The organism is Intrasporangium sp. (assembly GCF_035688975.1).
Taxonomy (GTDB): domain Bacteria; phylum Actinomycetota; class Actinomycetes; order Actinomycetales; family Dermatophilaceae; genus CALMNV01.
Genome location: NZ_DASSMH010000116.1, coordinates 16,736 through 28,948, shown reverse-complemented (window position 1 = coordinate 28,948; position 12,213 = coordinate 16,736). Strand labels below are relative to the sequence as shown.

At 74.2% G+C, this 12,213-nt stretch carries 10 protein-coding genes and 1 pseudogene; 3 read left to right on the top strand and 8 right to left on the bottom strand.

The annotated features are described in order from the left end of the window. Nucleotides 1–187: pseudogene (locus tag VFJ94_RS12605) on the top strand (hypothetical protein); the annotation flags it as partial. Between the two features lie 49 nt (nucleotides 188–236). On the opposite strand, the gene VFJ94_RS12600 reads toward VFJ94_RS12605, so the two are convergent. The 3 genes from VFJ94_RS12600 to VFJ94_RS12590 are packed head-to-tail and all read right to left on the bottom strand — an operon-like array spanning nucleotide 237 to nucleotide 4,778. Continuing rightward, nucleotides 237–1,421, bottom strand: a complete 1,185-nt coding sequence (locus VFJ94_RS12600; protein ID WP_325004563.1) for an alkaline phosphatase family protein — start codon at nucleotides 1,419–1,421, stop codon at nucleotides 237–239. Further along, nucleotides 1,418–2,029: a DUF5998 family protein gene (locus VFJ94_RS12595; RefSeq protein ID WP_325004562.1), complete on the bottom strand. Its 612-nt coding sequence runs from the start codon at nucleotides 2,027–2,029 to the stop codon at nucleotides 1,418–1,420. The genes VFJ94_RS12600 and VFJ94_RS12595 overlap by 4 nt, the downstream gene beginning before the upstream one ends. A 37-nt stretch (nucleotides 2,030–2,066) precedes the next feature. Beyond that, the gene (locus VFJ94_RS12590; protein ID WP_325004561.1) at nucleotides 2,067–4,778 is read right to left on the bottom strand and encodes a GNAT family N-acetyltransferase; all 2,712 of its coding nucleotides are present in this window, start codon (nucleotides 4,776–4,778) and stop codon (nucleotides 2,067–2,069) included. Between the two features lie 142 nt (nucleotides 4,779–4,920). Here VFJ94_RS12590 and VFJ94_RS12585 point away from each other — a divergent pair, with 142 nt between their 5' ends. After that, nucleotides 4,921–5,520 (top strand): nitroreductase family protein, encoded by a 600-nt coding sequence (locus VFJ94_RS12585; protein WP_325004560.1) that lies wholly within the window; start codon nucleotides 4,921–4,923, stop codon nucleotides 5,518–5,520. A 93-nt stretch (nucleotides 5,521–5,613) separates the two neighbouring features. After that, nucleotides 5,614–8,097 (top strand): DNA topoisomerase IV subunit A, encoded by a 2,484-nt coding sequence (locus VFJ94_RS12580; RefSeq protein ID WP_325004559.1) that lies wholly within the window; start codon nucleotides 5,614–5,616, stop codon nucleotides 8,095–8,097. On the opposite strand, the gene VFJ94_RS12575 is transcribed toward VFJ94_RS12580, so the two are convergent. Genes VFJ94_RS12575 through VFJ94_RS12555 form a run of 5 tightly spaced genes read right to left on the bottom strand, consistent with a single transcriptional unit; the run spans nucleotide 8,079 to nucleotide 12,213 of the window. After that, nucleotides 8,079–8,882, bottom strand: coding sequence for a tetratricopeptide repeat protein (locus tag VFJ94_RS12575; protein ID WP_325004558.1), 804 nt, complete (start codon nucleotides 8,880–8,882; stop codon nucleotides 8,079–8,081). The two genes, VFJ94_RS12580 and VFJ94_RS12575, sit on opposite strands and share 19 nt — an antisense overlap. Beyond that, on the bottom strand, nucleotides 8,879–9,886 hold the full coding sequence (locus VFJ94_RS12570; RefSeq protein ID WP_325004557.1) for a VWA domain-containing protein: 1,008 nt from the start codon (nucleotides 9,884–9,886) through the stop codon (nucleotides 8,879–8,881). Before VFJ94_RS12570 ends, VFJ94_RS12575 begins: the two co-directional genes overlap by 4 nt. Then, nucleotides 9,883–10,857 (bottom strand): VWA domain-containing protein, encoded by a 975-nt coding sequence (locus VFJ94_RS12565; RefSeq protein WP_325004556.1) that lies wholly within the window; start codon nucleotides 10,855–10,857, stop codon nucleotides 9,883–9,885. Before VFJ94_RS12565 ends, VFJ94_RS12570 begins: the two co-directional genes overlap by 4 nt. Further along, a complete protein-coding gene (locus tag VFJ94_RS12560) occupies nucleotides 10,848–11,327 on the bottom strand; it encodes a hypothetical protein (protein ID WP_325004555.1) in 480 nt (159 codons plus the stop codon). The genes VFJ94_RS12565 and VFJ94_RS12560 overlap by 10 nt, the downstream gene beginning before the upstream one ends. After that, nucleotides 11,317–12,213: a DUF58 domain-containing protein gene (locus VFJ94_RS12555; RefSeq protein WP_325004554.1), complete on the bottom strand. Its 897-nt coding sequence runs from the start codon at nucleotides 12,211–12,213 to the stop codon at nucleotides 11,317–11,319. Before VFJ94_RS12555 ends, VFJ94_RS12560 begins: the two co-directional genes overlap by 11 nt.

Below are 12,213 nucleotides of genomic sequence, written 5' to 3'. Positions count from 1 at the left end.
GGAGGACGCCGGTCCGCCGGCCTCCGACGAGACCGTCTCGAACGACCCGGCCGCCCAGGGCGCCGACGACCCGGGAACGGGGCCCCAGGGCGCCGCTCCCCCGCCGCGCAAGCCGACCGGCCGGAGGTCCGGTCGACCGAGCGTGCCGAGCTGGGACGACATCGTCTTCGGCCGGAGGCCGCAGTGAGTCACGCTCGCCGGTCGCGGGGCTCGGCCCGGGCGGGCCGGACCTGCGGCTAGGACCCCCGCCGCGGCGGCACGGCGATGACCGGGACGGCGAGCTCGGCCTCGCTCGAGGAGCCGTGCAGCCCGAGCAGCCGCACGACCTCCGGGCGCATGAGCCCCGAGTGCACCACCGCGAAGGTGCCCCGCATGTTGACGAGCAGGTCGCCGATGCGGGGCAGCACCCGCGCACGCACCGGGCCGAACCACCCCTCGTCGACGGCCTGCTCACGCGTGAGGATCGTTGCCCTCTCCCCCAGGCGCTCCCTCCACGCCGACGCCACCGCCTCCTGCGCACCCGGCTCGAGATAGAGCGCCAGGCTGCGTGACTCGCCTCCGAGGTGCCGGACCCCGTCCATGAGCCCCGGCTCGTGGGCGAGGTCCACGCGCTCCGTGAAGGGGACGTCCACCATGCCGTGGTCCGCCGTGATGACGACCGACGTGTCGTCGGGCACGCCGGCCACGAGGGTGGACAGGGCCCGGTCGACCGACTCGAGCTCGTCTCCCCACTGCCACGACTCGCAGCCGTGGACGTGGCCGATCTTGTCGATGTCACCCCAGTAGAGGTAGACGAGGCTGCGCCGCGCGGCGCGCACGGCAGCCAGCGACGCCTCCACGCGGTCGTCAAGCCTCTCCGCGGCGGTGAACCGACCGCCCCGGAGGGCGGCGTTGGTCAGCCCCGACCCGTCGAAGAAGCCCGGCCCGATGCGCGTGACGCTCACCCCGGCGGCGTCGGCGTGCTGGAAGACCGTGTCGTTCGGCTGCCACCGAAACGGGTCGGGCCCGTCCTCCCACGACAGCTCGTTGAGCAGCCGGTCGGTGTCCGGGTCGAGCACCGAGAAACCGACGAGGCCGTGCGCTCCCGGCGGCAGACCGGTGCCGAAGCTGCCCATGGAGGTGGCCGTCGTCGACGGGAAGCCGCAGGGGATCCGCCGTGCCACGGGGAGCAGGCCGCGCAGGAACGGCGCGTGCCCGCTGCGTCGCCCGAGCAGGTCGAAGCCGAGGCCGTCGACGAGCACGACGACGGTGCGCCGTGCCGGCGGCAGGTCGAAGAGGTCCGACCCGGCATACCTCGGGACGCCCAGGCGAGCGGCCACCGCCGGCAGCAGTGACGAGAGGGAGCCGGCGGACCAGTCCGGCGCCGTGGGTGCAGCCGCGGCAGCCGCTGCCGCGGCTGCCGGTGGGGAGGTGTCCGTCACTGCCCGGGCACGGGCGCCCGGCCGGCGCCGATGCTCGCGGAGAGCACCCCGGCGAACGCGAGGGCACCGTCGACGGCCGCCTCGCCGTCGGCTGCGGCGCTGATCCGCAGGCTGATGTCGTCGGAGGCGAGGGTTCCCTCGAAGCCGTGGTCGGCGGTGCAGTCCGGGTCGGCGCACTGGGCCGGCAGGAGGTCGAGGCGGCTCACCGCGCCCCACCCGAGGGTCAGGGTGATGTCGCGGGCATGGGTGCCGGGGGTGAAGGTCTCGGGCTCGGCGACGACGTGGGTGAGCATGACGCCGCGGACCGCGGCGAGCGGGACCGTCTCGGTCGTGGCCGTGGCGAGGAGCTGGGCCCCCGGCTCGGCGTGGTCGTCTGCGTGGGCGATGACGAGGCGGCTCGGAGTGATGACGAGCACCGTGACGTGGCGCCGCACCGCGTCCTGGTCGAAGGTGGTCTCCTGGTGCACGAGGTGCGAGACGACGTCGTCGCCCGCGATGGCCGAGGCCACCACGTCACACACGAGCGACGGGTAGTAGCCGGCATGGGTGATGGCCCGCGTGAGGTCCTCGGGCAGGGCCCGACCGGAGTCCGGGGAGAGGCGACGCATGACCCCCATCCTTGCACTCCTTCCGGAACCTCCCCGGTCAGGTCATCCGGCGGCGCCCGGAGTCCTTGCGCAGCAGGGCGGGCCGGATGACCACCTCGGCCCCAAGCACGTCGACGCCTCCGGTCCACGCGTTGACCGGGTTGAGGTCGACCGAGGCGAGCTCGGGGTGGTCGTCGGCGAGGACCGACAGCCGGGCGACGAGGTCGGCGAGCGCCGCCCGGTGGACGGGGGCGGCGCCCCGGTGCCCGTTGAGCAGCGGTGCGGCCTTCACACCGCTGATGAGGTCGGCGACGTCGACGTCGGTGAGCGGCGGGATGCGGTGGGCGATGTCGCCGAGCAGCTCCGTGGGCGGTCCGGCGACCGAGAAGCTCACGACGGGGCCGAAGAGGGGGTCCTCGCTGGCCCGCACCACGCAGGACACCCCGGGCACGGCCATGCGCTGGACGAGGAAGCGGTCGCCCATGGGACCGAGCCGCTCGGTGAGCGAGCAGTAGGCCTCGCGGACGTCGTCGGCGTCGACGAGGTCACCGCGGACCCCGGCCAGCCCGGGCTGGTGGCGCACGACCGGCGAGTCGGACTTGAGGATGACGGGGTAGGTCAGCTCCTCCGCCGCCGCGACGGCTTCGTCGGCCGTCCTGGCGGGGATCGCCGGCCAGAGCCGGATGCCGTATGCCGCGAGCAGCTGGCGAGCCTCCTCCCGGGTGAGGGCCCGTCCCTCGGGCGCCTCGACGAGCACCGCGTCGATGAGCGCCTCCCCGCGCAGGCGGTCGATGCCGACGGGCGCGACGGGCGTGCCGCGATCACGCGCCCGCCACAGCGCATACCGGGTCACCGCGTTGAGCGCGCGGATGCCGTCCTCGGGCAGCTGGTAGGCCGGCACCGACCGGCTCGTGCCGTCCTCCTGCTCGTAGCCGAGGTCACCCGCGACGCCGCGCATGCCGAGGAAGGTCGCCACGCACGGTTTGTCGTGGCGAGCGACGACGGTGCGCACGGCCCCCATGACGTCCTCGTCGAGGGTGACGAGCGGAGGGATGAAGCTGGCCACGACGCTGTCGACCTGTGGGTCGACGAAGGCGGCGTCGAGCGCCTGGCCAAACTCCTCGGCCGACGCCTGGGGCAGCAGCGACACCGGGCCGTGCGTCACCTCGAGCCCCCAGCTGAGGCACGCCGACGCGCTGAGGGCCCCGAGGGCGTCGGAGTTGCCGACGATGGCGACCTTGGGCCCGCGCGGGAGCGGTTGGTGCAGGGTGAGCTGGGCGACGTCGAAGAGCTGGTGGATGTTCTCGACCCGGATGACGCCCGCCTGGTGCAGCAGCGCGTCGAAGGCCTGGGGCGGCACGTTGGTCGAGCGGGTCCGGTGCCCCGGCGGGGCGGCGAAGCTCGACACGCCGGACGAGACGACGACGACCGGCTTGACCTGCGACAGGTGCCGCGCGATGCGGGAGAACTTTCGTGGGTTGCCCATCGACTCGAGGTAGAGGCCCACCGTGTCGGTGCTCGCGTCGTCGATCCAGTACTGCATGAGGTCGTTTCCGGAGACGTCGACGCGGTTGCCGGCGGACGCGAAGACCGAGATGCCGAGGCCGCGACGGGCGGCCGAGGCCAGCACGGCGATCCCCAGCGCGCCGCTCTGTGCGAAGAGGCCGAGCCGTCCGGCCGGGGGGATGACGGCGGCGAGGCTGGCGTTGAGCCGCACGGCCGGGTCGCTGTTGATCAGCCCGAAGCTGTTGGGGCCGACCACGCGCATGCCGGCGAGCCTGGCCTCCCGGCGCAGCTGCTCCTGCAGCACGACGCCCTCCGGGCCCGCCTCGGCGAAGCCCGAGGACAGGACAAGCAGGGCCTTGACACCTGCCCGGCCGCAGTCCCGCACGACGTCGAGGGTCTGCGACGCCGGGACGACGACCACGGCGAGGTCGATGGGGCCGGGCGCGTCGCAGACGGTGCGGTAGGCCCGCAGTCCCTGGATCTCGCCGGCCTCGGGGTGGATGGGGTAGAGCTCCCCCTGGTAGCCGGCCGCGACGAGGTTGGACAGCACGAGGCTGCCGATCGACTCCTGCCGCCGGCTCGCCCCGATCAGGGCCACCCGCTCCGGGAAGAGGATGGTGCGCACGCTGCGCGACTCGGCGCGGTGCTCCCGCGAGAGCTGCACGGCCTGGGACTGCTCCGTGGGCAGGATGTCGAAGGACACGAGGACGACCCCGTCCTCGATGCGGTGGCGCACGTCGTAGCCCGCGTCCTTGAAGACGGTGAGCATCTTGCGGTTCTGCGGCAGCACCTCCGCGGTGAACTTCGTGATGCCGAGCTCCCGGGCGATGGCCGCGAGGTGCTCGAGCATCACCGAGCCGATGCCCTTGCCCTGGTAGTGGTCCGAGATGTTGAACGCCACCTCGGCCTCGCTCGGACCGACCCGGTCGTAGCGACCCACCCCGATGATCTCGCCGCCGAGGGTCGCCACGAGCGCCACCCGGTCGTGGTAGTCCAGGTGCGTGAACCGGTGGACGTCGCGGTCGCTCAGCTCGCGCAGCGGGGCGAAGAAGCGCAGGTAGACCGACTCCGGCGACTGGGCGTTGTGGAACCGGCGCAGCGCGTCGCCGTCGGCGGGGGTGATCGGACGCACGTGCGCCACCGTGCCGTCCCGGAGGACCACGTCCGCCTCCCACTCGACCGGCGGCACCGGCTCGGGCGGGCCGTGCTCATGAGCCACCGATCCGAGCTGGCCGAGGTTTGCGCGCTGCCCGCCGTCCGACATGCCTTCATGGTGTCATGTCGCCCCGACCGCGATCCTGCGTCACCACGTCGAGTGGCCACTTCCGCGCACGACGACCACGTCGAGTGGCCACTTCCGCGCGCCGCCACCGGGCCGGGTGCAGCACGTGCGGCAGGGTGAGGGCATGGAGTTCCGTGACGTGGTCCGCCGGCGCCGGATGGTCCGCCGGTTCGACCCCGATCGTCCCGTCCCCGACGAGGCGCTGCGCCGCTGCCTCGAGAGTGCCGTCCGGGCGCCGAGCGCCGGCTTCAGCCAGGGCTGGGACTTCGTCGTCCTGCGCTCGGCGGCCGAGCGCGAGGTGTTCTGGGCGTCCGCAACCACGGAGGACGCCCCGGCCAGCGCCTGGCTGGACGGCGTCCGCAGCGCCACCGTCCTCATCGTCTGCTGCTCGGACAAGCACGCCTACCTCGACCGGTATGCCGCGCCCGACAAGGGCTGGACCGACCGCGACGAGGCTCGCTGGCCGGTTCCCTACTGGGACGTCGACACCGGCATGGCCAGCCTGCTGCTGCTGCTCACCGCCGTGGACGAAGGGCTCGGCGCGCTCCTCTTCGGCGTCCCGGCGCAGGCCCACGAGGCCGTGCACGAGGCACTCGGCATCCCCGGCGGCCACCGCATCGTCGGCGTCGTGGCGCTCGGCCACGCGCTGCCTGGCCCGAGGAGCCCGAGCCTGCGCCGGCACCGGCGGGGGGTCGACGAGGTGACGCACTGGGGCCGCTTCTGACGGCGAGCCTGCGGCGGCGCCCTGGTCGGGTTGGGGGATGATGGGGCGTTATCTCCCCCACCCAATCTCCCCACCCAAGGAGCCGAGCTCGGCATGGCCCGCCGCACGACCACTCCCCCTCCGGAGGACTTCGAGGAGAAGATCGTCGGGATCGACGTCGAGGAGGAGATGCAGAACGCCTTCCTCGAGTACTCCTACTCCGTCATCTACTCGCGTGCCCTGCCGGACGCCCGCGACGGCCTCAAGCCGGTGCAGCGCCGCATCCTCTTCGGCGCCAACGAGCTCGGCCTGCGGCCCGACCGTGGTCACGTCAAGAGCCAGCGGCTCATCGGCGAGGTGATGGGCAAGTACCACCCGCACGGCGACGCGGCGATCTATGACGCCCTGGTGCGCATGGCCCAGCCGTTCACGCTGCGGCTGCCCCTCATCGACGGCCACGGCAACTTCGGCTCGCTCGACGACGGCCCCGCGGCCGCCCGCTACACCGAGGCGCGGATGGCGAACGCCGCCCTGCTCATGGTCTCCGGGCTCGACGAGGACACCGTCGACTTCGTCCCCAACTACGACGACACCCAGCTGCAGCCCGCGGTGCTGCCCGCGGCATACCCCAACCTGCTCGTCAACGGCGCGTCGGGCATCGCCGTCGGCATGGCCACCAACATGCCGCCGCACAACCTCGTCGAGGTGATCGGCGCGGCCCGGCACCTCATCGCCAACCCGACGTGCTCCCTCGAGGACCTCATGAAGTTCGTCCCCGGGCCGGACCTGCCCGGCGGCGGCCGGATCGTCGGGCTGGAGGGGATCCGCGACGCGTACCTCACGGGCCGCGGCAGCTTCCGCACCCGCGCGACGGCCCGCATCGAGTCGATCACGCCGCGGCGCAAGGGGATCGTCGTCACGGAGCTGCCCTACCTCGTCGGCCCCGAGAACGTCATCGAGAAGATCCGCGACCTCGTGCAGGCCAAGAAGCTGCAGGGCATCAGCGACCTCAAGGACCTCACCGACCGCACCCACGGACTGCAGCTCGTCATCGAGGTCAAGAAGGGCTTCCACCCCGAGGCGGTCCTGGAGCAGCTCTACCGGCTCACCCCGATGGAGGAGAACTTCGGCATCAACAACGTCGCGCTCGTCGACGGGCAGCCCCGCACGATGGGCCTCAAGGAGCTGCTCAAGGTCTACGTCGACTTCCGCACCGACGTCGTCCGCAGGCGCAGCGCGCACCGCCTGGCCAAGCGCGAGGAGCGCCTGCACCTCGTCGAGGGCCTGCTCATCGCCATCGTCGACATCGACGAGGTCATCCAGGTCATCCGCGGCTCCGACGACGCAGCCGTCGCCAAGGCGCGGCTGCGGGACGTCTTCGACCTCTCCGACGCCCAGGCGACCTACATCCTCGACCTGCAGCTGCGGCGCCTGACGAAGTTCTCCCGCATCGAGCTCGAGACGGAGCAGGCGGAGCTGCAGCGCCAGATCGAGGAGCTGCGGGCCCTGCTCGGTGACGAGCGGCTGCTCTCGCGCCTCGTCGGGACCGAGCTCGCCGAGGTCGCCAAGGCGCACGGCACGCCGCGACGGACGGTGCTCCTCGAGAGCTCGGGGGCCGCGGCGGCGCCGGCGTCCGCCACCCCGCTGGAGGTCGCCGACGACCCGTGCTGGGTGCTCCTGTCCTCCACGGGTCTGCTCGCCCGCACGGCGACCGGCGACCCGGTGCCGGCCGGGGGGGCCCGCTCGCGGCACGACGCGGTCGTCGGGGCCGTGAGGACGACCGCGCGGGGCGAGTTCGGGCTCGTCACGAGCGCCGGCCGGATGGTCCGCCTCTCGGCCCTCGACCTGCCCACCCTGCCGCCGACCAACGGCGCCCCCAGCCTCTCGGGCGGCGCGCCGCTCGCGGCCTACGTCGACCTGCCCAGGGGCGAGGAACCGGTCACCATCGTGCCCATCGGCCCCGACGCGCCCGTCGTCGCGGTCGGCACCGCCGGCGGGACCGTCAAGCGGGTCACGCCGGACGCGCCCAAGGGCCCGACGTGGGACGTCATCGCGCTCAAGGACGGCGACCGGGTCATCGGTGCCGGCGTCGCCGACCGGGACGACCTCGACCTCGTCTTCATCTCGGCCGACGCCCAGCTGCTGCGCTTCCCGGCCCGGGCGGTGCGGCCGCAGGGACGCGGCGCCGGTGGCATGGCCGGGATCACCCTCGCGCCCGGGGTGCAGGCCGTTTTCTTCGGCGTCGTCGACCCGGCCCGGGACGCCGTCGTCGTGACGTCGGCGGGCTCCTCCGGCGCCCTGCCGGGCACCGAGGGCGGCTCGCTCAAGGCGACGTCGTATGCCGAGTACCCGGTCAAGGGTCGCGCCACCGGCGGCGTGCGGTGCCACCGCTTCCTCAAGGGTGAGGACACGCTCGTGCTCGCCTTCGCCGGCAACACCCCCGCCCGCGCAGCCGCGGCCAACGGCGTGGCGATCGAGCTGCCCCCCGCCGAGGGCCGCCGCGACGGCTCGGGCGTGCCGATGACGGCGGTCATCGACCGGGTCGCGGGCCCCGCCGGGACCTACCAGGGCTTGGGGACCTACCAGGGCTTGGGGTAGGAGGGCGCCCCGCCCCCCGGCCGCTCCGAGTCCGAGCCACGCTGCTGGTTGCGCTCGATGGTGTTGCGCTTCTGCTGCTCGCGCAGCGCGTCCTGCTGCTCCTGGCTCGGCGTGCGGCCCGGGTCGGGCACGGGGGCCGGCGGTGCCGGCGCCGGTGTCCCGCCGTCCGGCTGCGGGTCGGGGGCCCGGTCCCCGTTCTTCTCCTCCATCCGCTGCTGCGCCTCGCGCAGCTGCTGGCCGGTCCCGCGGCCCTCGTCGGGCAGGTCGCAGAGCGGGGGGCGGTTGCGGGTCGTCTCGATGCCCTTGTCGTAGTACTGCCGCCACTCGGCGGTCCGCTCGCGGGCCTTGGCGACGTCCCCGAGCCGCTCGTAGGTCAGTCCGAGGTTGACCCGCACCCGGCATTCGTCGATGCCGCCCTTGGGCACCTGCTCGAGGGCCACCTCGAACGAGGGCCGCGCGAGGTCGAAGTCGCCGGCGAGGATGTGCGCGTCGCCGACCGCGAAGGGCGCACGGAAGCGCTCCACGACGTTGAGCCAGCCCTGCCGCCCGGCCCAGGTGAGGGTGCGCCGCGCGTCGCCGTCCTCGTAGGCCGTGAGCGTCTGGTGGTGCACCGGCCCGAGGAGGACGAGGCGCACCGCCAGCAGCACCAGCAGCACGGCGAGCGGTGCCGACACGAGCACCAGTCGCCGGCGTCGGCGACGCAGGACAGGCGAGAGGGCCGGCGGCCGGAGCGGCTCGGTGGGCTCCGGGGGGCGGTGGCCCGGCTGCTGGTGGGTGAGCGTCATCGCGTCGGCCCCTTCCGCCGCCGGGTCTGTGCCAGGCTCTGGAGGCCGGCGCCCAGCTCCCACACCGCGAGCGCGGCCACGCCGGCGAGGAGCAGCCAGTAGGCCTCGCGCCGGGTCCGCACCTTCTCCTGCTCGACGGCCTCGGTGCCGAACCGGTCGAGGTCGACGCCGGCGACGACCGGGGCCACGGACTCGCCGCGGGCGCGGTGCACGTAGGGCACGCCGAGGGAGGCACCGATGCCGCGCAGCGCCGCCTCGTCGATGACCGACCGGGCGTCCTCCCCCGTCGCCGGGTCCTGCACGTAGCCACCGGACGAGGTGTAGCGCGCCCGCGTGGACCTCATCCGGCCGCCCTCGGTCGTGCCGTAGCCGAGCACGGCCCCGCCCTGCACGAGCCCCCCCGGCACGGCGAAGGGCGCGGGCGGCTCGGGCGCCGTGTGCTCGCCGTCTCCGAGGTAGAACACGATCCGCCCCCGCTCGGGGTGCCGCTGCACGGCCTGCTCGAGCAGAGTCTGCACCCGCGCGCGTGCCGCCGTGATGGACGTGCCCCGCGACACCTCGGTCGCCTCGGGCTGGAGCGTCTCGACGGCCGCCTCGAGGGCGGTGGTGTCCGTCGTGAGCGGCAGGCGGACCCGCGTGCTCTGGTCGAAGGTGACGACCGAGTACCTCGCCCCCGGGAGCCACTCCGCGATGGCGGCGATGTCCTCCCGTATGCCGTCGAGCCGCGGCCGGGACTCGCCGTAGTCCTCGGCCACGATGCTGCTCGTCGTGTCGACGACGAAGTAGACGTTGAGGTTGGCCGCTGTGGCGGCTGCCTCGTCGCCGCCCACGGCGGGCCGCAGCGCGGCAACGGCGAGCAGGAGCACCGCGGCGCCGCGCCGCCAGTGGGCCGCGCCGGACTCGCCCGGCGTGTCGGGGTCGGCGGGGTTCCACCACACCGCGGCCAGCAGCGCCGCCCCCACGACGACGAGGAGGGGCCACGGCACGACGGGCAGCACCGTCATCGGCGCCACCTCCGGCTCGCGCCGACGACGCCGAGCAGGCCGAGGCCGGCGAGCGCGATGGGCACCCGTGGCTGGTCGGTGTGCAGCGCCCGCGCCGCGGACTCGAGGATCGCCGCCTCCTGCGCCTGCACGGACCCGACGATGCCGGCGATGGCCTGCTCGTCGGACATCGCGTAGTAGCGCCCGCCGGTGCCGTCCACCAGCTGCCGCAGCTCCGCCGCCTCCCGGTCGGGGCCGTCCGGCTCGGGGTTGAGGCCGTAGACCCGCACCCCCTTGGCCTTGGCCAGCTCGGCCGCCTCGTCGAGGTCGACGATCGGGCGCCCGGCGAGGTGGTTGTCGGTCGCGAGGACGACCGATCGGGGCCGACGCGTGTCGGCCCGGTCGAAGCTCGTGACGCAGGTCGCGAGGCCGTCCCCGATGAGGGAGGTCCCCCGGCCGTTGAAGGTGCCGGCGAAGAACGCCTCGTTGCGCGCGCCGTTGGACAGGGCCTGCTCGGCGGTGTCGAGCTCGTCGGCGATGAAGTCGTAGTCGTCGGTCAGGGGAAAGACGGTCGCCGCGGAGGCGTTGAAGATGACGAGCCCGATCCGCTCGCCGCGGAAGCCGGTCACGAGTGCCCGGAAGGTGCGCACGAGCTCGGCGTCGAAGTCGGCCATGGAGCCGGAGACGTCGAGGCAGAGCACGACGTCGCGGTTGCGGGTCTGCGGCCGCTCCACCGTCGTGTCGACGGGTCGGGCGGCCCCGACGAGCGCCCCGCCGGCGAGCAGCGCCGCGCTCCCGACCAGGATGGCGGTCCGCACCCGGTGCCGGCGCATCGCCCGCTGGTACTCCGGCAGCGCGGTGAGCAGCGCGGAGTTGGCGACCGGGGCGGCCGCGCCGCGGGACCGCCGTCGCAGCACGACGTAGACGGCATACGCCGCCGCCGCCGCGACGACGAGTCCGACGGGCACGAGGGCGGGATACCTCAGCTCCACCGGGCCACCACGTCCCTGGCACCGGCCGCCGCCTCGGCCAGCGTGTCGGCCTCGCGGGGGGCGAACTCGCCGGGATAGAGGCGCCGGACGACGCGCGAGACGGGGCCGAGGCGGGCGCCGGAACCCACGAGGTCGGTGAGGGTCATCGTCGGCGCCGCGATGCCGGACGCCTCCTGGACGAAGTGCCGCACGAGGACGCTCAGCTGCTGGTGGGCCCGCCGCTGCGAGATCTCGCCGGCGTCGGCGCGGGCGACGACGACGTCGATCTGCCGGGTGTAGTCGGCCCGCAGCCGTTCGAGCCGGCCTCCCGTGGCGGCCACCGGCCCGTGCACCGGCCGGGGGCGCGTCGACCACCAGACCCAGAGGTACCAGAGGGCGACGGCGAGCAGGAGCCCGGCCCCCACCCAGAGCCACGTCCGGGAGTACGGGTCGGGGGCGTAGAAGCCGGGCGGGGGCGGGTCAGCGGGCACGGCGCTGCCGTTCGAGGAGGGCGAAGACGGCCGGGACCACGTCGTCGGTGGAGCCGACCCGGGCGTGGTTGACCCCGCGCCGGCGCAGGACGGCCGCGGTGTGCTCGACGCGTCGGGTGAGGGCCGCGGCATACGCCTCGCGGACGCGCGGGTCGAGCCGCACCACGGTGGGCAGCGTGCGCAGGTCCCCCACGTCGTATGCCGTCCGGCGGCCCTCGATCGCGGTCGGGTCGGCGTCCGCCACGGTGCACCAGAGGATCTCGTGCTGCACGAGCAGCCGGCGCAGCAGGTCGTCGAGCTCCGGGCCCAGGTCGAGGTCGTCGGCGACGACGAGCAGCACTGTGCGGCGCCGGACGTTGGCCACGATCCAGCGCAGCTGCGCCGCGAGGTCGCTGGGCTCCCCGTCGAGGACGGTGGCGGCGTCGATGGCGCGCAGCAGCAGCTCGAGGTGCGCCTCGGTGCCGCGCAGCCGGTGCGCCGTCGTCGCGACCGCGGTGCCGCGCACGAGTCCGACGAGGTCGCCGTGCCGCTGCGCGAGGTAGCCGACGAGGCCGGCAGCGGCGATGGCCACGTCCTTCTTGCGCTCGCCGCTGCGGGTCGTGGCCGCCATGCCGCGCCCCGTGTCGGCGACGAGCAGCAGGTGCTGCTTGCGGGTCGCGACGTAGCGCTTGACGAGCGGCGCGCTGTGCCGGGCCGTCGCCTTCCAGTCGATGTCCCGGACCTCGTCCCCCGGCACATACGCGCGCAGGTCGACGTAGTCGAGGCTGCGGCCGTGGAAGACGGAGGCGTACTCACCCTCGAGGATGGTCCGGGCGCGCCGCCGGGCCGAGACGAAGAGCCGGCTCTTGACCCTCGTCAGCAAGGTGGTCGTCCCCGCGGTGGACAT